Origin of the sequence: Candidatus Thiodiazotropha sp. CDECU1 (assembly GCF_963455295.1) — a bacterium.
Taxonomy (GTDB): domain Bacteria; phylum Pseudomonadota; class Gammaproteobacteria; order Chromatiales; family Chromatiaceae; genus Thiodiazotropha.
On record NZ_OY734020.1, the window covers coordinates 2,245,657 to 2,265,799 of the forward strand.

Sequence of the window (20,143 nt, forward strand, 5' to 3'; positions counted from 1 at the left end):
AAAGAAGCAACGATGTGGAACAATCTTTTTATCTCTTACGAACTCAAGAGCGATGAACAAGACCGGACAAAGCTCGATCAAGCAATCGAGTCTTTGGGTAACTCAACCCAGCTTCATGATACATGCTGGTATGTCAACTCGCCAAAAAATGCCACCGAGGCCGCCAGTCTGATTGGCAGCTTCATTGAGGAGGAGGATGTCCTGGTGGTGGCGAATACAACAACCGACTCGGCGACCTGGAAAAACCTTGAAGAAAAACGTGAAATCCGCGTTAAGCAGAATTGGAAACGATAACCCCGATCTGAGTGTTATGGATGTCAGCAAAATTTACTGGGACTTCTGAGTTCTATTTGATGGTAGAAGGCATATGAGAAACGAAAGTGAAAAGCTTGACAGCGAAGAACTGATGCATCTGGCGATGCATGCCGAAAACCATGAGCAAGCTATTAGCTATCTAAAACGCGTGCTGGAAATGTCAGACGACAATGGCAAAGCGTATTATCTTCTGGGAGCCATCCATGCGGAAATAGGCATGTATGAACGTGCGACTGAAGAGATGACCAGGGCTGTTGAACTGGAACCTGACCTGCCAACCGCGCACTTTCAACTGGGCTTGCTTCACATTACCTCGGGCCGCGTAACTGAAGCAGAGAACGCCTGGCGCTCCCTTGACGAACTTGGTGACACCGATCCTTTGTTTCTATTCAAACGAGGGATGCTGCACCTGGTCAATGATGAATTCGATGACTGCATCAAAGATTTAAACCAGGGCATTGCTCTCAATAGTCAAAATGAAGCACTCAATAACGATATGCGCAAAGTCATCAGCAAAGCGGAGCAAGTCATTAAACCCGCTTCGCCATCATCCGAACTGGACAAAGAGGAGTCTGGAAGCGATGGTGGTCACCATATCCTCCTGGCTGCCTATCAGCGGGATGATGATACAGAACATTGAAAATCGCGATCATTCTGTTCCTTACGGCGTGTAGTCCAAAATGGATCCAGTAAGTAAGCTCACAAGACTTCTCGAGGCCTTGCGACTACAGCAAACTGGAAGCAATCGCGCAAATAAGGCAACAGCATCTATTGGCACCAAGCGATCTTTAGCCCAAAAGAAAAACGCCAGATATATCCCGGAAAAACCTGGTCTTGATCAATTAAGCCGGCGTATCAGTGAGCGCATTAACCGGCTCCCACAAGAAGAGCGGGAAAGCGATAAAGCAGTGCAACTCTTTATCGACTCTGTTTTAGCGTGGGAATTTGGTGAAGATCTCTTGGATTCTGGCTCATTTTTAAAATACTCAAAGCAAATCAGCGCAGCAATACACAATGATAGTAAGCTCAACCTGGAATTCAAACTGCTTTTAAAGTCACTGATACATACAAAAAAATAATCATTATCCTCGGTCAACTCGTCACCTTCCGTCTGCCCATCGGGGTAGTCGCCTTGCACAAAGTAATCCGCCTGTTCTGGGCTGCGCCAATAACCTGGAAAAGCGTGTCCCTCGATCAGGAACAACACCGGATGGATCTCGATGTATTAAAGACAGACTGCCAGCAACAAGGTCAAATCGATACAGGTACCGTGCGAACGTCGTAATACCTCCGAAGGGCTGCGTACCCTTTACGCCTGGGAAAAGTATGATGGCGGAGGATTGATGTATTGCAGACGGTGATCCAGCACCAACGCTGACCAAATTGTCCGCACCTGTCTCCTGTGAAGATCTCCTGCTGTTCCACATATGAATCTGCGTTCAATCGACGAACCACTGGCGTCGTTGTTCGTGGCTCTTGCCGGTATGTGAATCCACACCACAGAGAAAGGCGCGGCGTACACAGCAGGAGACACAATGGTAATAAGGGGTGGCATGGATAACGCTCCTTGATATCGAGTGTGAACGTAGAGATTGCCAGACTTGATGGTTCTGGAAAATTAAGGGTGGACCACCACCCTCCCCCCCTATCTCGCTTCAACATCTGTGCACATTTTTACAATTTTTCCCCCTCATACCTCCTTAAGCTGAACCCATCATGTAAACAACAAAGGATGACTACTGATGGTACAAAGATTGAAATTCTACACGGGCCTTATTGGTTTGATTGGTGTGGCCATTCACACACCCTCACTGGCGGAACGCAGCGTACAAGCAGGATTGGTGACTTCGGCCAATAGCAGCTTTTATGAGGATGCGGGTAATGAGTACTACTTTTTACCCCTGGTGATCGCTGAATATGACCGGTTTTACCTGCAGGGTATCAGTGGCGGCTACCGGTTCTATCAGGATGACGGAGGCCAGAGTCTGGCGTTGGAAATCCGTCGTACCTTCGATGGTTACAGCAGCGATGATAGTGATGCCTTGGAGGGTATGGCTGATCGTGATGCGGCCTGGGAGGCTGGCTTGGCCTATGAAGTCGGTATCGCCGGTGGGCAGGCGAAAGCCAAATTGATGCAGGATATCTCTGACACACATAAAGGCTTATCGGTACGGGTTGAATATGAGCGACCGTTCTGGACGAACGATACCCATATGCTTTCCTGGTATGCCGGCTCGGAATACTGGAACGGCAAGAAAACCGATTATTACTTTGGTGTGTCACCTGAAGAGGCAACGGCTGCTACACGGCATGATTACACCGCGGATGAGAGCTACAGGTTCTATCTCGGTAGCAACCTTGTCAAACGCATCGATGACAATATCTCACTGCTTGCCTCTGCCGAGTATCTCAGGGCGGATGATGCAGTCGATGACAGTCCTTTGACCACCAGACAGGACCAGTGGTCAGCCTACATCGGTGTTTTCTACGAGTTTTGAATTCGTCCAAATATATTTTCTCAGGGTAAAGACAATGATTAACGGGTTTAACTATCAAGGTAAAAAATATTTTCTCGCGGTATTTGCCGGTACTTTTCTATTTTGGGGTGTAGGCGGCTTCATGAGTTTCAGCCCTGATTGGGCGGACTATTACATGATGCCCATGCTGCTGGGGTTGATGATGCCGGCGATTGTGGCAATTGTGTTTATCTGGCGACAGCCGGAATCGGCTATGAAACGGGATTTTACCCGTCGTCTGTTGAGTGTTCGTCTGATTCGGCCAGGGATATTTCTGCTTTCACTGGCGCTAATGCCTCTATCTGTTGTACTTTCAATCCTTGTTTCGCTGGCGTTTGGCGGTTCGATTGAGCAGTTTCAGGTTTCCGAGGCCTTCTCATTCAGTACAGGATTCATGCCTGTGTTAGCCCTGCTTTTCTTGGCGGCGGTATTTGAAGAACTGGGATGGCGGGGGTATGGCTTTGAAAGTCTGGAGAAAGGGCGGAGTTTTCTGGCAACCTCACTCATCTTTGGGGTGCTATGGTCTCTGTGGCATCTGCCCCTGCTCTGGGTGAATCACTCCTATCAGTATGAGATCTTTCAACAAAGCCCTTGGTATGCGGTGAACTTTTTTCTCGGAACGGCGGTGCTGGGGGTGATTGTCAGCTGGGTGTGTCATATCAATCAACGCAGTATCCTGGTGGCGATTCTGTTTCACTTTGTCATCAACCTCTCCCAGGAGATGTTGAGCATGACCCAGCAGACAAAAAGTATTCAGACCTTCGTTTTGATTGGCTTTGCGTTGGTGATCATCATCAATCAGTGGTCCCTGTTTCGGCGTCAGGGATAGCCTGTTACCAATACCAGAGATATTGGCTCTGCTGATCGAAGTTGGTTTTCAGGTACTGTCCCGGCGTCATACCGGTATAGCGTTTGAAGTCTTTGATGAAGTGAGCCTGATCGAAATAGCCACTGCGATAGGCAAGTTCGGTCAGGTTGATCGGCTGGCCCCTGGCCAGGGTCTGCCATAGCACCTGATGGGCAGTGTGAAACCTGAGGTTATTCTGAATCTGCTTGAAGGACATACCATAGACCTCGTCATAGCGTTTTTGCAGCCAGCGTTTGCTTTTGTTGTAACGCTCCGCCTGTTGAGGCAGGGTTTCCTCTGTCTCGGGAAGCGGTGGGGTGAAGCCTTTCGGGGTAATGGTATGACCTTTGCTCTTGGTTGAAGCATGACGATCATCGATCTCCAGTCGCTGCCGGTTGATCTGTTGCCAAAGCTGCTGAAGAAAGTAGCGCTCGGCAACCCGTACCAGCGCCTGTCCGCTGTTGGCCGCTTCCATCTCCTCCAGCATCAGACTGGTGGTGGTATGGCCCAACAGGTCGGCCAGTTGCAGATCCTCACCGGCAAGCTCCTTGGGTGCGTATCCGAACAGTTCATACAAGGCCATCGGATAGAGGTCCACCTTGAGATTCTTGATCGGTCTGCTTTGGGCATTGCAGGCAAGTTGATAGATATCGAACCAGCTGCCCAGGCCCTGCTTGATATAGGTGCGCTTCTCGATCACAGCCCCCTGGGTGACCTGATTCCCAGAGGTATCCGCCTCTCTTTTTGATTTGGCGGGCTTTCCAAAGCCATGGGCCTCTCCCCGTATTTCGCTGAGACCGCCATAAAACTCAAAATAGATCTGCGTCATAACCGTGGGATAGGCGCGGGTGATCAGTTTGGCCTGCTGTTCTCTCAAGCACCCTATGGAGTAGGTGTAACTGGCGATATAGCGACTTAACAGGGGATGTTCAGGGCTGACTGAACCAAAATCGGCCCAGGAGTGATGTTCGTTTTGTTCGGCAAGCCTCTCAAGCCGGTCACTTTCATCGGGGGCGGTCATAGCTGGCAGCAGTATTGGATTAGTGTTAACAGGCCCTAGTATGGTTTATCGGGATTGATTAAATATTCTATATGAACTGCCGCTATAGAGGTAAGAATAAAAAAAATAATTAATTACAATATTTTTCCGGGAAATCAAGCGACCTAAACCATGCACTTCACGACACTATTGATTGAGCCGCCAGGCCTTGATTCGCAACTGATTAACCTCATGCTTGCACCTGAAAAATTCCGCGTAAAGTCAGTGGAATGTGGCCCCGTTGCCTGGAATCTTATCCTTGACAGCGATCCACCGGATTTGGTTCTTATCGACACAGATCTCCCCCTAAACGGAAATGTCAGAATCGGTGCAAGTCAACTGATGGAGCTTATGTCGAGCCGGCCCGGTTGGAAAGAAATTCCCAGGTTGGTGCTCACCTCAGACAGCAGCACCAGCATTTTTCAACAGTCTGACAAAACAAATGTCTGTTCCGCCATCTTAAAGCCGTATGACCCACGTCGATTTATCCAGGAGGTTTGTAACTGTATCAGTAAAAGTCTGGATGCTCACATCAGAGAGGTCAATCGGCAACATATTCAGCTTGGAACAAAGATCAAGAATTTAGCCAATATAAAGAGCCAAAAGGAGATAAAAGAGAGTTTGGGTAGTATCCTTACTGATATTGAGATGCACTTTGATTTTGAAGAGAAGTTCATGTCAGAGCACTACTACCCTGACTTCATTGAACATCAAAAGGGGCACCAGCAGCTATACAAAAATGCAAAAATGTTGATCGATGAGATATGCTCTGGTGACAGGATCATTTCCAAAGAAAAAATAGATCAGTTGAGTATTAATGTTTTTGACGGAGTGGAGGACGACAAAAAATATATAAACTTTCTCTATAAATTACTCGACTCTTTATCGAACCCAACTTGATGCCCTACCCCCGGTCAATCCACCCACTTTAGTGGATTGACTGTTATAAATACGAAATCAGCCTTGAAACTGCTCCTGCTTAAGGATGGTTTTTTCAGACCGATGCGGCTATCAACCCAGTCAATTCTGGCGGGCTGCTGTTCAACCTGAAGGGTGAAGCGGGGTGGAATCATAAGATTTTTTGATTCTGTCAATGTCCGCTATCGGCTAAGATCGTCTCGATAGCACGTACCACCTGTGCGGATTTCCTTGTATCAAGCGCGTCGTGGTGCGGTGAGGCGAATTGCCCTGCAGCGCCAAGATTGCTTTTTCAGCCGCTTCCAACTTTGATGGATTGCGGCCGTGTAACAGGATCTGGTGTCCCTTTGAATAGAGTTGCTTGGCCGTTTCAAGTCCGATGCCGTCGGTGGAACCGGTACTCCTTACCCCGGGAAGTCCGGCAATAGCTCGTGGGCAACACGTTGTAGGGTGGTCTCCATATCGGCCTGATTAAAGCGCAGGTTCAGGGCCACATGATTGACGCCGATCTGTTCAAGGGATTTCAGGTAGGAACGATGGTCTGTTGTGCCTGATTGTTGGCATGTCTGTTCATTTCTAATTCCTGTTCAGCGAGTGTGTCGGGCGCTGTTGGTTTGCCGGAATCACTTCATACTTGCCATCCGTACGCACATAGATGATGCTCTCTTCACCCGCTTTGGACGCGACCTGATGCACCGTCTCTCCCATCGAGCCGAAATAGCTCCCTGGATCTAAAGACTTGACCTCGGCATCCAGGTACTGTGGTCGACCTTTGATTACCACAGCGCGAAAGGTCGAGCCGTGGCTATGTATCCTCCCCGTGAATCCAGCCGGCAGCTTGATGAAGGTCCCATTTGACTGACCATCCCGCAGCTTACCCCAAAGATAGGCGATCTTCGGTCCGTTGGCAGAGGCCTGCATGCCGGGCGGATCGACCCAGACGATGTTCGATGTATCCACGTTGACCGGCCTTTCTCCACTATCGAACGCCTCCTCTACAGGCAGGACGAGATACGGCCCCTTGTCAATTTCGACAAGCACCAGATTGGTATCACCCTTGGCGGCGGTAATATGCACTTCGCCTTTCGGTTGCGTCCAGAAGGAACCCGCCGACATCCACATATCGGCGGCCTGAGGGTCATCGTTGTGAATGCGGCCACTGATGACCACTGCGCGGTAGGTAACATTGTGGATATGCGGTGGTGACGAGAAGCCATCCACAAACTTGGCGAGAAAGCCCGTTGGCACACTACCCTTGCGATCACCCCAGAGCGTCCCGGCCTGGGGGCTTTTGTCGCCACGGGCAGGGTTAAGTTGCTCCCACTCGACTTCAGGCGTCAGGACAACCTCTACAGAAGCATGGTTCTGACTTCCTATGGCATAAACCGAGTTGACAGCGGCTAATGTTGTTAGCCATATCGCTGCGAATTTAGCTCTCATGGCACTCCCTCCTTCATCGTCATGTTTGCCGTCTTTGATCTTCGTTAGAATTCCACGACCACCTTGCCAACGGCTTGTCCGCTGGTCAGACGGTCGTGAGCCTTACCGACATCTTCGAGACCAAACCGCGTTTCATCGAGCAGTGGCTTGAGTGCGCCCAGATCCACAATCTCGGCCAGCTTGGCGAGAATCGCTGCGTGCTCTTATCCGAAATCGAATGTGCTGACTGCGAAAGTCAGGATCTTCATCGATTATTTGTTGGAGAGGATCGGCGATACTCCGGCCTGGATAGCCGCATGATCGCTGCCGTCTCTATTTTTTCGCATCCAGCTCTTTTTGATAGTACTTGTGCACCAACTTGTCCTGGTTTTCAAGCAGGTAATCGATGCTCGGTTCGTTGTTCATGGCTTTCTCAAGTGCGCGGCGAGTCGCCTCCCGATGAATGTCGAACAAGGCTTCGTGGTCCAGATCGTCAACTGTGATAATGCCTGGATTCAACCAGACAGAAACGATAATACCGAGATCATTGGCCTTCTCTTTTGGTATCGTGCCGTTTCGAACAGCATCCAAAACACCATTCGCAATCGCTCCCTGTACAGTACCCATCAGAATATTGGTGTAAGCGGTCTTTTTGACTGTCACCTTACTTACCATCAATGTCGCGGGACGAACCTGCATGTCTGTATTCATCAGCGCCAGCACACGTGAGTGGCCTTGAACCTGATCCCCCATGAGGTTTGCGAATGCGGTGCCGAAGGGACCATCCAATTCGCCAATGACTACTTCCGGCTCGGCTGCGGTGAATGGCGGTCCTCCTGCCACCAATGCTTCACCAGTGCGCATGACAATTCTCTCGCTCATAGGAGTATCTCCAATTGGTTTGGTAAAAAACGTGAGATTATCTTTGTATGCCCCCCGATCGCAAGATTTATCTGTAATATCCCATTCTCCTCCAGTGACGAACGTGCGATTTCAATTTAGACACTAAAAATAGGGAATACCGCCAATCTCAGGAACTAAACTTAGGTAGCTCAACATTAGTGATTAAACGTTTTGATCAACATCAAACGCTTCTCTACCCACTGTGGTGAAATTACCTGATGCAAACTGAACTTTCACCAGAAGTACTTACGTAATGCTCTGATCCCAATCCAATGCCAAGGCCTATCATTCTCATCTACCTTTCACTGCTGCCGGCCCTTTGTCCTGCGTTCGATTTTGAAAATGGTGAAGAGATCAATGAGGTATGTGCTGGCTGTCATGGGGAGTACGGCCAGGGCGGCAAGGAGGGTGAATATCCCCGGCTGGCGGGTATGCCAAGCGCCTTTCTTGCGAAGCAGCTCCATCTCTTCCGTGACCGTCTGCGTCCCAACCTGGCGATGGTGGAGTATGTGGATCACCGGCAGATGCCCGATCAGGACATTGAAGACATCTCGAAATTTCTTGAGCAGATCGTATTGAAGACCAAACTGCCGCCGGCGGATGAGAACTCACCGGGCTTCAACGCCTATGAACGCCTGCTGGCATCCAAGCGTCTGATGCAAATCCCGCGCGCCCCTGGCGATATAGAAAATGGCCGGAAAATCTACCGGAAAGAGTGCGCCTCCTGTCACGGCCGTGAAGGGCTGGGGGACAATGAAAAGGCGGTGCCGATGCTCGCCGGGCAGTATACCAACTATCTGTGGCGACAAGTGAAGAAGTATCGGGAAAAGATCCGCATACATGACGAGGATGCGCCTGAGGATGAGCTGTTATCGGATTTCACCGATGGGGAGCTGACCGATATATTCGCCTATCTCTCCATCGTTGACGACTGAACCTGGGACGCGCTTAAGAACCGGCGCCGAGCAGCGGCACACCGGGGCGTACCGTGATGAATTGATAGGGTACGGAGATCTTCCCCATCTCGCTGTCGATGAACACCTGGGCCTCCCACTCCATGGCTTCCCAGACGCAGACCGGCAGCATCCCCTCCCCGCTGAACATGGCGGCAGATTCGCGCTCCAATTTGTAACGGTTGAATCCCATATGCATATCCTTGCCACTGAAGTCGACCTCAATGTTGTTGGCTTGCAGACCTTGCACCATGACCTGCAACTTTAACGGCTTCATCATCGGCAGTTCTCTGGGCTCGATCGATAGACTGACTTCACCGCCACCTTCGAGTCGGGTGACACAAGGCCCGGCACGGAGATCACACATCGGGTCGGCTGGCAGCTTGACCACTACATCGGGAAAGAGTATCGGCCAAGCCTTGAACAGTGCCACAGCAGACACAAGCAGCAGCAACGATCCCAATGACGCCCATAATATCTTGAGGGTTTTATCTGTTGTTTGCATGGGTGAGGCCTATGGCAGATCGCTGCGTTTAAACATCGCAAATCCCAGACCGGCGCAGGCCGTACCCAGTGCAATCGGATAGAGTATCGCATAGGTGATGTAACCGCCCTGACCGAAATTATCGAGTATCACGTAGGCGGTCGGCCCCAGGAGCACCAGCTGGGGATCGAACAGCATCATGGTGGCGGTACGAAAAACCTGCATCGGGTTGGTGAGTGCGATCGCTACCGCTGTCTCCGGTGGCAGATGCTCCTGGATCAATATCCCCAGCAGGATCAGATCGAGGAACAGCAACAGGGTCAGCCAGACCACAAAGGCTGCGCCCTGGGCCACATCGGTACTGCGTGTCAGGGTTGAGATCAGCATGCCGATCCCTAGAAAGCACCAGGCCAGGGCCATCAACAGGCCGCTGTAGTAGATCAGCAGATGCCAGGGCACCTCGACTCCCTTGACCATTCCCCAGGCGGTGGCGCCGACCATGGCGAGAAAGACCGGCAGAAAGACGACGAAAAAGCGTCCGAACACCCGCCCCCAGAACCAGGCGCCAAGCGTGATCGGCAATGAAAGCAGATACTCGAAGACACCCGCCTCCCGGTCGCCGGCCACCGATCTCACGGTGGTGATCAGGACGAAGATGGGCAGCATGGCCATGGAGAGTTGTATATAGGTGATCAACAAGCGTGAAAGCCCGGTAAAACCCATGATGCGCGACTCGGCCAGGCCAAAGGCGAACAGGATCACCACCAGTCCGCCGAATACCATGGCATAAACCGCGAACCAGCGGGCGCGCAGGGATTCGATGATATCGGTGTAGGCCGCGAGCCAGAGATATTTCATGGTTGCTTGACTCCTGTGTTGGCATCCTGCACGTTGTCAACCTCTCTGCGTTGTTGCTGTTCTTTGAGACGCTCCAGCAGATGGGCGGTATGTGCCTGGTGGCGCTGATCCACCAGACGGATATACTTCTGCGCCTGAGTGAAGTTGAGACCACCGGGTGTCGTCTCCTCCTGTGCCCCCAAACCATAATCCATGGGTGTGTGATGCCCCCTCACATAGGTCGCGCGGGTAGCGTCGATCCACACCCCGGTATCGTGATCGGTGACCCATATCCGGGTCCTGGGGTCCTGTTGCCAGGGCTTGTCCGCCAACCACAAAACGGCGCAGCCGATGTCATCGAAACGCGCCACCACCGAGCGTTGTTTGTCAGGGGGAAAGTAGCGGATTTGTGCCGCATGGTAACGATCGCTCAACACCATACGACAGCGCTCACAGCTATCCCTGTCCCATTTGATGCTGAGAGGACCGGTACCCCCGTCACCCGAGCAGCCTGACAGCAGCAACATACCGACCGGCACCAAATAGCGATAGATGGAGTCAGACCACATTGATGGTGCGTCCTCGCCTTGTAGTGCTTGCTTGCCCTTCCGCTTCGGAGATCTCTATATTCGAGAACAGCGCGGCATAACGGGAGAGCAGGCTGAGAAAACGCAGGCGATCGGGTCCGGCTATGGTGCCTTCCCACAGCAGCCCCGCCTCCAGGTCCCTGAAGCCCCATTCGGTGATGGCCTTGGCAAATGCCGCTTCGGCTTGCAGCAACTGGATTCTGCAGTAGAGTCGTGATGAGAGTTCCACAAGATCGGCCACCCGGTCATCCAAAACGATCTCTCCCTGGTCCATCTCGATCACCCGATTCACCAGCGTCGCCACCTCATCCAGACGATGACTCGATATCAGCATTGCCGCCCGCTGCTTCTTCTCGGCTAGGAGTTCGAAGAAGATATGTCTCGCTTCCGGATCGAGGTTGGCGGCGGGCTCATCCATCACCAGCAGCTCGCTCTCTCTGCCGAGGGCGATGGCGATCAGCAGCTTCTGTTTCTGGCCGCCGGAGAGTTTTACGAAGGCGTGATTGTGAAAACGTTCCGCGTCGAAGCCAAGTTGTCCCGCGACGCTGATCATGCGCGAAGGATCGCTATCGCAAAGGGTGGCGGAGAAGCGGATCAGCTGCCCCACCGGCATATGCAGTGGTGGCGGCAGTTGCGGTACGAAGCCTACCTTTGACAACACTTCGCGTCGGTACTGGCGGGGATTCATGCCATCCACCAACACCCTGCCCTCGCAGATGTATTCACCTAGCAGGCAGCGTATCAGCGTGGTCTTTCCCGCGCCGTTGGAACCGACCAGGGCAACCCGGTGACCGCGCTCGATAGTGAGATCGATGCCCTTGAGTACCCGCTGCCGCCGGAATCTTTTGACGATGTTTTCAAATTGGATCATAGCTTGTATCTGAATCTTGTCGGCATCTATTTGAGCATATTACTCAGCCCTTTGACCTCGAAGGTCAATGAATCCGTGGGACAGATATCCACGCACATGCCACAGCGGGTGCAATCGGATGTCACATCCTGGTTCACATCGGCCGCGCCACCACGGATTGTCAGGTCCAGGACATGGGGCACCATACAGATCTTGCGGCAATCGCCCTCATGGTGACAGGCCTCGGCGTTGTACTTGACCCTGATCGGCGAGAACACCCCCACCATGCCATAGGTCACACCGATGGGACAGACATAGCGGCACCAGGCACGACGGGAGTAGAAGACCTCGAACAGAAGCAACACCCCCACCCAGATCAGTGCGATGCCCGGCCCGTAGATCAACGCCCGGCTGAGGATGCCGGTGGGCGAGATGGTTTCGAAAACCGTGTAGCCGGTGAGCAGCGCCAACAGAGCGAAAATGACATAGAAAACAGTGCGCACCTTGCGGCTGAAGCTGTGATCCTTGATGATCTTCTTATCGGCAAGCCAAAGATGAAGATATTCGGCCCACTCGGACAACAGATGGTAGGGACAGACCCAGGCGCAGAAGGTACGTCCGCCCAACACTATCCACATAACCAGTACAGTGACCATGCCGATCACCAGATTGAGCACGATATGTTTGTAGGCCAGGGCGACCTGCAGCGCGGCATTGAGGTCGGCGAAATGGAAGCCGATGACCCGTGCGCCGGTGAGCGATCCCTCCACCAGTTGAACGTCGAAGTAGAACGACGCGACAAAAAGCAGGTTGACCAGAATCAGGGTGATCCAGCGGCGCTTCTTCCACTTGGAGAAAAAGGGGCCCTTGTGCTCATCCCGCAGCGCCTCCAGGTCCGCCTTCGAGAGCGCCCCCCGCTTACTTTCGTAGATCGCCCTCACCTCCGGACTTTGCTGATCCTTGCCGGGCCTGGGACGCTTGTAACCGAAAACCTGTAACAGGGAGTCTTTGATATAGTCCATCTCAACCCTCCGTCAGCGTATCGGCGTTTTTGTCCAGGTCGACCACGATGGCGGCACTCTCCACCGGACAGATCATTTCGCAAACCCCGCAGCCGACACACCCCTCCAAAACCGTCGGCCGCATGCGTTTGATACCGTCCCCCTGATCCACGGGTTCCAGGGCAATGGCGTGTTTGGGCGGACACTCGTTGCCCACCTTTTGCGCCACCCTCGCCACTTGCTGCGACTTGTCCGCCGCGGCGGTCTCGCACTGGGTGATACGGATTTCGATGGGACATTGCCGCACGCAGAGATCGCAGATCTCCAGATCGTAGGGATACTCTGCCACAAGGATGGGATTCCAACGGTCGACCTCCTCGTAACGCAGGAGTCCTGCATAATCGGGTCCCCTCGCCTGGCCCTTGAAGCCCTTTCCCAGCATGGCCAGGCAAGCCTTGGGGCGCGCCAGCCTGGCGAATCCCATGCGGGTATCCGCCGGATAGTCCAGGTCGTGGGTCAGGGCGCCGGTGGGACAGGCCAGGACACACTGCAGGCCGTCACAGGAGAAGTCGCAGGCCTGAGCCCTGGCGTCGATGTAAGGCAGCCCGATGCCGAAACCGTCGGGCAGATCAGCCAGTTTGATTGCCTCCACCGGACATACCTGAACACACTGGCCGCACTTGATACAGGCGGCGAAGAACTCCTGCTCGTCCTGCGGGGTCTTCAAGGCCCCCGGGGGACGCAGGCGCATCGCCTTTCCCTGGATAACCGGTACGAATCCCAATAGGGAGACACCGACCACCCCGGCGGTCAAGACCGTGGCGCGCAAAAACTCACGGCGGCTCTGTTCCCGACGCTTGGGCGTCAGAGGCCGTTTGGTTTTTTTCGTCACCGCTTTTCTTTTGCTCATCTTTATGACGACCTCTTAGCGTCCCAGAGATTCGCGCAGTGCTTTATAGGCATCGAAGGCCTGCTCAGCCTGTTCAGATGGCGATTCGGATTCATCGATTGAATCGGCATCCCCCGCCGCCATCGGGACCAGGGTTTCCATTGTCAGGGTGGAGGCGGCGGTACTCATACGGGGTTGCTCGTCCCGCACCAGCATGTTGGGTTGGGTGAAGGGTGCGAGGCGTTCGAGAAAATCCATTACTTCCAGTACCGGGGACCCTTTGAAAAATTGCGCCGACGGCACATCCATCCAGATCCGGTCGGCATAACTGAACAACTCATAGGGTTTGTCACCCACCTGATCCCGGTCGATGTCAAAGCCTTCGTAGTCATCCCAATAGTTCGCCTGCCACAGGTTGCGATTGGCGGTCTTGCCACCACCCGATACAGCCACCTGGGTGATATTGCCTTTGAAGCTGTTACCGGTCAGATGATTGCCGGTCCAGTCGTTGAGAAACAGCACCCCAATGCCGCTATAGGCGATCAGATTGTTCTCGATTCGGTTGATGGTGTCCGGTTGAAAGGGAGAGACATCGAGATAGAGACCGGTCGCGCAGTAGAGTATCCGGTTCCCGCTCACCACCACATCAGAGGTCTCCTTGAAACCTATGCCCATACCGGTGGCGCCTGTGGCATGGGCAATGTAGTTGTTTTTAAGATGCACCCCGTCGCTGTACATAATGAATATGCCGACAGAGTTATTTTCGTAGTGGTTATCCACCACCTCGTTGTATTGGGCATACATGAAATGGAGCGAGTATCGCCCGCCACGCGCATCGTTGCGCGCGATCAGGTTGTCACGGGAATACCAGACCACCGTATCCCTCGAGTTGCGGATGATATTGTCGGTGATCTTGTTGTTGAAGCTGTACCAAAGCCGAATGGCGTCCCCGCGCACGCCCAGTTCCAGTGGCTTTGAAGAGATACGATTACCTCTGACGATATTGTTTTTCGACTGTTGCAGGTCTACGCCGAACAGGGCGTCATCGATGACATTGTCTTTGATGACATTGAAATCCCCCCGCACCTGCACACCGGAATCGATGGTGTTATGGGATTCGCCCGAGTTGGTCAAGCGAAGATTTTTCAACGTGGCGCCGTTGGTCTTCAGGGTGATTACCGAGCCCGTACCTCCCGCGTCGATTGTGACACTTCCCTGCCCGTCAATAGTGATCGGGGTAGTGATGGTGACCGGACCCGCATAGGTCCCCGGGGGTGGGACCAAGGTGCCATCGGACTCGGTTGCATCCACCAGGGCCTGAAACGAGGGATGGGCCGGCGTCTCTGCGAATCCCTGCAACGAGATTAGTGACAGCATTAACAGACAGGAATTTTGAATTATTGATTTTGAATTCTGAATTGTTGAGTGTGCGTGCGCACACAATCTATTCGATAGATGTGAACGCAGTGAACACATTGATTCAAAATTCATAATTCAACAATCAAAATTCATTTATTCAGTTGTTTGAATCGAAACAGCGCAGCCAGCGCCAGGATAAAAGAGGTCAAAACCATCAGGCCAAAGCCGATATAGGGATAGGAGTGGGTGGTGAACTGCGCCACCTTACCGTCGCCGAATACCGTCGGCATGAAGGGTTTGACCGAAAACGCACCCATATCGTTCAGGGTGTGGCCGTACCACCAGAGCCAAGCCGAATAGTCTATGATGAAGAACAGTGGTAGAGCGACAGGGACCAGTATCAACAGCCAGTAGAGCACCCCGCCGTTTTTGCGCGAACCGAAAACCACTAACGCCATGGCTCCGAGGATGGCGTAAAATACAACATGAATCGCCAGCTCCAGGTTCTTCACCATCGGCACGATCTCTTGCGGATTATTGAAATAGCGACCCAGACTTTTCGCATAGTGCCAGGACATGACCTGGAAGGCGCTTCCATCCCAGGGTTGCAAGCTATCCGATTTCACCTGGTCGATATCATAGGTCAGTTTGAGTTGCTCAATCAGGTGGGATTTTTCTGTGCTCGTTGAACCCTGCGCGGCCCGCTTGGCCGCCTCCACCTGTGAAGGCAGGATTACCTCGACGCCCGACTCCTCCAGGGAATCCTTGAGAATGCCGGCCACGCCACCAATGACGATTTCGGGTTCGCTCGTTTCGCCGGACGCCTCCTGATCCAATGAGGTAACGAGTGCGCTGACATAGCCAGTGTTTTGCAGCTTGAAGCCATTCTCACCATAGAGGGTCAAAGTCATCCAGGCGGCGATGCCCACGAAACCAACACTTAAAACGATCATGCGTTGTTTCGGGGAGATGAACAGAAAGCCGAGCAGCATGACAGCCAGAAAAGCCATCAGGAACTGGCCGAATCCCCGCTCCACCGGACCGCCGGCGGCGATGGGATACATTCCCACATAGTGGTTGATGGTATCCATCTCATGTACGCAATCGAGGGCCTCCTCCTCGGCGATCTCCGCTTTCTCCTGCTTTTTGCAGCCGTTGAAAACCCCGTTCATGTGGAAGTGGATGCGTACGCCATCCGGAAACGACTCAGGCGGGTAGTTGGGCGCTGTCAACGAAACCCACCAGATGGGCGTATAGAAAATCACCACGAGTAGCCCCAACCCGATCAGGGTGAGTGCGGTTATTTGAAGCGTTTGCTTAGACTGCATAGCGTTTTCTCCAACAGCGACTCAGCATCCAATGGGTGGGACTATTATGGGTGACGGTTCAGCAGGTCACGGTCTATAGCAAAGGATCAATCGTAGTCCGGGTTCTGCCAGTCCTTGGATGGTGCGAGTTTATCCTTGGGCACGGGGAGCCGGGATACATAGTTGATTACCATCTGCATATCCTTGTCAGAGAAGTTTTTGATCTGCTCCACCATGTCCGGGTTCGCATTGCGCCGTTTACCGTCGCGGATCCACTCAAACTGCCGCAACATATAGGCATAGTGCTGGCCATGAATCTTGGGATAAAACTTTTCGCCATCACCCTCGCCGTTTTCACCATGGCACTGTACACAGTTGTCGGCGTATAGCTTCTTACCTTGTTCGAATTCCGGAAAAAGTGCATTCCAGGTACCCTTGCCGTTGTCCGGGTTCATTGGCAGTTCGGCGATATAGGCAGTCACGTCCGCAACCAGTTGTGCCGGTTTGATCTCACCCTCCTTATATCCCGATGCGGCCAGGATCTGGTCATCGAGGGCAAACGGATACATGGTCGGGTTGTCCCGGTTTTGCGCGCGAATATCAGACAGCTGCTTGATCAGTACATTGCGATGTTGTCCGGCCAACTGAGGAAAGGTTCCATCATCAAGCCCCCAGCCTTCCAACAGATGACAGGCGGAACAGACTTCATAGACGGCAATGCCCCGTTCTCTGTCAGGCGCGAGCAACATTGCTTCATCCTGTTCGCCGCCGGCTTCATTCCAACCCGCCAGAACAGTGCCGCACATAACAGCACTTATAGCTACGCTCAGGGTTTTTAGCATCGGTTTTACTTTCATCATCATTTCTCCAGCCCCGTCATCTTGCATTAGGGCTAATTGGGTTTCGCCACCGCGTCAGGTGTTCCATTAGAATCCCCCTTGAAGCCAATGCTTGCACAGGAGTGATACTGCAGTCTTTCATAGGCGAAATCCGTGCACTTTGATGTACATCAACTGCAACATTTCACCCTTCATCTCTATTCCTGGGTGCTCAGCCAGTCGGCGATGGCGCGCATCTCTTCTTCGTTAACCAGTCCCATGACACCTTTCATGGCAGCGGTCTGGCCATTACTCCGGGCGCCGGATTTAATGTCTTTCATCTGGTTGAATGCGTAGTCCGCATTTTGTCCGGCCAGCTTCGGATAGATGGGCATGATCGGTGTCTTGGCATCTTTGCCATGGCAGGACCAACAGGTCTTGGTCTTGTAGAGTTCGGCGCCATCAGCAGCCTGCGCCTGAGTACCGATACCGGTCGCAACCAGCAGCACAACCGATGACAACGCAATGTTCACTTTTTTCAGCATATCGATCACCTTGATTCACAATTGACCATCATTAACCGATGGTCTGACTCTATCTCATTCAACGTTTGGATGGTTTGAGCCAGGTTAAATTACGCGCTGGAAAAACCTTGGTAAATTCACGTGATTTGCCCAGCTTAATAGAGAAAGGGGCCTTGAGGCCCCTTTCTATTCCTACCAAACGAAGCCTATAGACTATTTGACCTTTTTCGCTCCATGTTCTTCCAGGAAGGTCTTGGCGCGAAGTCCCAGATCAGCCGTTTTGACCTGATACTGCCACCATTGGCCAGCCCAGAGGGTTGCGTTCTGATAGTCGCCCTTGCCGGCGAACGTCTCAGACTTTTTCTTCGCCTCTTCCGCGAAACCCAGCTGGTCAGTGGCATCTTCAACCAGTGCTACGACTTCAGGAAAGTCCTTGTAGTTGTGGCTGGTGATGAAACCGACCACAGAGTCGATAACCGCCTGGGTGTCCACGTTGGTCTTGACCTGCTTTTCGTAATCGGCCTGGGTGTACTTGGTACCTTCGTCCATGGTTGTCTTCTTTGCCACATAACCCTTCGGCTTGACCAGCAGGTAGCCCTGCATCTCCAGATGGAGTGCCGAGCAGAACTCGGTGCAGTAGTAGGGAAAGACACCGGCCTTGTCCGCCGTGAAGGTGGCTGATACGGTCTTGCCGGGTTCGATGGAGAGGTTCACGTTCTCGTTGTAGAGGGCAAAACCATGGGTTTCGTCTTCTGCACGTTCCAGGTTGGTCAGATGGATCGAGACTGTGTCACCCTCTTCCACCTCGATGATCTCGGGCGTGATATGGGAACGGATCACGGTGCCATAGACGTGCACCACACCATTCTCATCCTTAACCACCTTCTCGCGTCCTGCCCGGGTCTTGTAGGGCGACCTCTTGTCGGAGCGGCTGTCCCAGCCCGACTTGTAGCGCACCACGGGTTTCAGCTTGTCGGCCTTGATCGCCACCACATAGTGAGGTTCGCCCAGAGGCAGGGGCATGTCGTACAGCAGTTGCATCTTGTCGCCGCTGATATCGATCAGCTGATGGTTCTGCGGATGCAGTGGGCCCACGGGATTGAAGCGGTCGATGGCCAACTTGTTCAGAGAGACAAGATACTTGCCGTCGGGTGATACGGAGTCACCCTCCATCGCCACCAGATGACCGATGTTGTAGTGAATGTGCAGTTGATCCAGCACCTTGCCTTCACAATAGTCCCACTTGGTCACCATGGAGTCCACATAGATGGAGGTGTAGACCACGCACTTCTTTGCGTCATACTGGGTATGCAGCGGACCCAAACCCACCTGCACCTGGGTATGCAACGCATCCTTCATGGCGATGATCGGGATACCGTAGGGGTCCTTGCCTTCGAATTTCTTGTTCTTGATGGCCTGCTGGATCTTCTCCCAACTGTAGACCCAGGCATGGCTGTCCAATTTACCCGAAACGATGATATGGGTGCCGTCGGGGCTTACGTCGACACCGTGCGGGCTCTTCGGTTCAGGAATCAGGTAGAGCAGTCCCTCTTTGACCGCCTGCTCCATGGGAATCATATACGCGCCCTTGGACTTCTTGACCTTCCCCGCGGCAACCAGCTCGGCGGCCTTCTTCCAGTTGGTGACATGCAGGAAGTCGGTATCTTTCTGGGAACAGCCCGCCTCGAAGGGGGGGCGTCCGCGCTCGATACCACCCACATAACGCTCGGAACAGAAAGAGTTGGTGAAACCCCAACCCATGGAGGGTCCCTTACCGGCATCGGAAAGGTCCTGACTATAGGGAGGCAGTTCGAAGGTAAAGGATTTTTCCGGATCGAGACGGCCTATCTTGTCGTCGAACTTCCAGTAGGTCACCGCTCCGCGATACTTTTCGTTGAACTCCTCGAGGGGCACGAATTCATCCGCGAAGGGGGCCGCGTACTGAGACGCTTCCATGACATATTCCGTATTGGGGGTAACGAAGGCGCCGCCATGCTCCGATTTCATGAAGGGATTGACCACGATCTGCTTGGTCTCGAAGTCGTGCAGGTCGATCACCGCCAGACGCGGGTTGGCCTTGTCGTTGATGAAGAGATAGCGGCCGTTGTACTCACCCTTTGTCTCTGAAAAGGCCGGATGATGGGTATCGCCGAAGGTGATGTCTTTGCCGTTGATACGGCCTTGGGCCAGCACGGCTTTCGACTCATCGTCGAAACCGTAGCCCTGCCAGGGTTCCGGGGTGAAGACGCCGATGTACTTCAGGATCCTCATGGAGGGAATACCGTAGACTATCACCTGCCCGCTCTGGCCACCCGAGCTGAAGGCAAGATACTCATCGCGGCCACCTGTCGGCGTATAGGTTTTGGCGGCAGCCAACAGATCCTTTTGGGTTAAACCACGCTCCTTCATGACCTCCTCAAGTGATGACTGAGACCATGCATTGGAGCCAACACCCAGGCCGATACCCAATCCTAGGGTCAGTGCGGTTATACGTTTCAAACTTATGTTCATCGTTCCCCGTCCCCGTTATGTAAGTAAGATAGTTGTTTGATGCAGCGATGATGTACTGGGGAATCA

At 53.0% G+C, this 20,143-nt stretch carries 23 protein-coding genes; 7 read left to right on the top strand and 16 right to left on the bottom strand.

The features are described from left to right. Positions 1–12: 12 nt before the first annotated feature. The 5 genes from R2K28_RS10115 to R2K28_RS10140 all read left to right on the top strand — a co-directional run bounded on the left by R2K28_RS10115 (position 13) and on the right by R2K28_RS10140 (position 3,660). Positions 13–294: a hypothetical protein gene (locus tag R2K28_RS10115; RefSeq protein WP_316364188.1), complete on the top strand. Its 282-nt coding sequence runs from the start codon at positions 13–15 to the stop codon at positions 292–294. Positions 295–367: 73 nt separating this feature from the next. Further along, on the top strand, positions 368–955 hold the full coding sequence (locus tag R2K28_RS10120; protein WP_316364189.1) for a tetratricopeptide repeat protein: 588 nt from the start codon (positions 368–370) through the stop codon (positions 953–955). Between the two features lie 40 nt (positions 956–995). Then, positions 996–1,394: a hypothetical protein gene (locus R2K28_RS10125; protein ID WP_316364190.1), complete on the top strand. Its 399-nt coding sequence runs from the start codon at positions 996–998 to the stop codon at positions 1,392–1,394. A 663-nt stretch (positions 1,395–2,057) separates the two neighbouring features. Continuing rightward, on the top strand, positions 2,058–2,813 hold the full coding sequence (locus tag R2K28_RS10135; protein WP_316364191.1) for a MipA/OmpV family protein: 756 nt from the start codon (positions 2,058–2,060) through the stop codon (positions 2,811–2,813). Positions 2,814–2,847: 34 nt separating this feature from the next. After that, the gene (locus R2K28_RS10140; protein WP_316364192.1) at positions 2,848–3,660 is read left to right on the top strand and encodes a type II CAAX endopeptidase family protein; all 813 of its coding nucleotides are present in this window, start codon (positions 2,848–2,850) and stop codon (positions 3,658–3,660) included. Between the two features lie 4 nt (positions 3,661–3,664). On the opposite strand, the gene R2K28_RS10145 is transcribed toward R2K28_RS10140, so the two are convergent. After that, positions 3,665–4,699 (bottom strand): helix-turn-helix transcriptional regulator, encoded by a 1,035-nt coding sequence (locus tag R2K28_RS10145; RefSeq protein ID WP_316364193.1) that lies wholly within the window; start codon positions 4,697–4,699, stop codon positions 3,665–3,667. A 150-nt stretch (positions 4,700–4,849) separates the two neighbouring features. Between R2K28_RS10145 and R2K28_RS10150 the strand changes: the two genes are divergently transcribed. Further along, the gene (locus R2K28_RS10150; protein WP_316364194.1) at positions 4,850–5,617 is read left to right on the top strand and encodes a hypothetical protein; all 768 of its coding nucleotides are present in this window, start codon (positions 4,850–4,852) and stop codon (positions 5,615–5,617) included. Between the two features lie 207 nt (positions 5,618–5,824). Here R2K28_RS10150 and R2K28_RS10155 read toward each other — a convergent pair whose 3' ends face one another. The 4 genes from R2K28_RS10155 to fae form a co-directional block, all read right to left on the bottom strand. Beyond that, positions 5,825–6,061 (bottom strand): SDR family NAD(P)-dependent oxidoreductase, encoded by a 237-nt coding sequence (locus R2K28_RS10155; protein ID WP_316369715.1) that lies wholly within the window; start codon positions 6,059–6,061, stop codon positions 5,825–5,827. 150 nt (positions 6,062–6,211) lie between these two features. Then, positions 6,212–7,075: a DUF4437 domain-containing protein gene (locus R2K28_RS10160; protein ID WP_316364195.1), complete on the bottom strand. Its 864-nt coding sequence runs from the start codon at positions 7,073–7,075 to the stop codon at positions 6,212–6,214. A gap of 44 nt (positions 7,076–7,119) precedes the next feature. Then, a complete protein-coding gene (locus R2K28_RS10165; protein ID WP_316364196.1) occupies positions 7,120–7,242 on the bottom strand; it encodes a zinc-binding dehydrogenase in 123 nt (40 codons plus the stop codon). 145 nt (positions 7,243–7,387) lie between these two features. Next, on the bottom strand, positions 7,388–7,936 hold the full coding sequence (fae, locus tag R2K28_RS10170; RefSeq protein WP_316364197.1) for a formaldehyde-activating enzyme: 549 nt from the start codon (positions 7,934–7,936) through the stop codon (positions 7,388–7,390). A gap of 293 nt (positions 7,937–8,229) precedes the next feature. On the opposite strand from fae, the gene R2K28_RS10175 reads away from it, so the two are divergent. Continuing rightward, positions 8,230–8,892: a c-type cytochrome gene (locus R2K28_RS10175; RefSeq protein WP_316364198.1), complete on the top strand. Its 663-nt coding sequence runs from the start codon at positions 8,230–8,232 to the stop codon at positions 8,890–8,892. A 13-nt stretch (positions 8,893–8,905) separates the two neighbouring features. On the opposite strand, the gene R2K28_RS10180 is transcribed toward R2K28_RS10175, so the two are convergent. The 11 genes from R2K28_RS10180 to nosZ form a co-directional block, all read right to left on the bottom strand. Next, entirely contained in the window at positions 8,906–9,415 is a 510-nt protein-coding gene (locus R2K28_RS10180; RefSeq protein ID WP_316364199.1) for a hypothetical protein, read from the bottom strand. 9 nt (positions 9,416–9,424) lie between these two features. After that, positions 9,425–10,252: an ABC transporter permease gene (locus tag R2K28_RS10185; protein ID WP_316364200.1), complete on the bottom strand. Its 828-nt coding sequence runs from the start codon at positions 10,250–10,252 to the stop codon at positions 9,425–9,427. Beyond that, positions 10,249–10,800 carry a nitrous oxide reductase accessory protein NosL gene (locus R2K28_RS10190; RefSeq protein ID WP_316364201.1) on the bottom strand — a complete coding sequence of 184 codons (552 nt, stop codon included), beginning with the start codon at positions 10,798–10,800 and terminating at the stop codon, positions 10,249–10,251. The genes R2K28_RS10185 and R2K28_RS10190 overlap by 4 nt, the downstream gene beginning before the upstream one ends. Then, positions 10,790–11,689: an ABC transporter ATP-binding protein gene (locus R2K28_RS10195; RefSeq protein ID WP_316364202.1), complete on the bottom strand. Its 900-nt coding sequence runs from the start codon at positions 11,687–11,689 to the stop codon at positions 10,790–10,792. Before R2K28_RS10195 ends, R2K28_RS10190 begins: the two co-directional genes overlap by 11 nt. Positions 11,690–11,715: 26 nt before the next feature. Next, the gene (locus R2K28_RS10200; RefSeq protein WP_316364203.1) at positions 11,716–12,690 is read right to left on the bottom strand and encodes a NapH/MauN family ferredoxin-type protein; all 975 of its coding nucleotides are present in this window, start codon (positions 12,688–12,690) and stop codon (positions 11,716–11,718) included. 1 nt (position 12,691) lies between these two features. After that, on the bottom strand, positions 12,692–13,579 hold the full coding sequence (locus R2K28_RS10205) for a 4Fe-4S dicluster domain-containing protein (protein WP_316364204.1): 888 nt from the start codon (positions 13,577–13,579) through the stop codon (positions 12,692–12,694). Between the two features lie 15 nt (positions 13,580–13,594). Beyond that, positions 13,595–14,935, bottom strand: coding sequence for a nitrous oxide reductase family maturation protein NosD (nosD, locus tag R2K28_RS10210; protein WP_316364206.1), 1,341 nt, complete (start codon positions 14,933–14,935; stop codon positions 13,595–13,597). A gap of 131 nt (positions 14,936–15,066) precedes the next feature. Further along, positions 15,067–16,245, bottom strand: coding sequence for a hypothetical protein (locus R2K28_RS10215; RefSeq protein ID WP_316364207.1), 1,179 nt, complete (start codon positions 16,243–16,245; stop codon positions 15,067–15,069). An 86-nt stretch (positions 16,246–16,331) separates the two neighbouring features. Beyond that, a complete protein-coding gene (locus R2K28_RS10220; RefSeq protein WP_316364208.1) occupies positions 16,332–17,087 on the bottom strand; it encodes a c-type cytochrome in 756 nt (251 codons plus the stop codon). Between the two features lie 173 nt (positions 17,088–17,260). Further along, positions 17,261–17,587: a c-type cytochrome gene (locus tag R2K28_RS10225; protein ID WP_116446657.1), complete on the bottom strand. Its 327-nt coding sequence runs from the start codon at positions 17,585–17,587 to the stop codon at positions 17,261–17,263. A gap of 192 nt (positions 17,588–17,779) precedes the next feature. Beyond that, the gene (gene nosZ, locus R2K28_RS10230; RefSeq protein ID WP_316364209.1) at positions 17,780–20,077 is read right to left on the bottom strand and encodes a Sec-dependent nitrous-oxide reductase; all 2,298 of its coding nucleotides are present in this window, start codon (positions 20,075–20,077) and stop codon (positions 17,780–17,782) included. Positions 20,078–20,143: the final 66 nt, after the last annotated feature.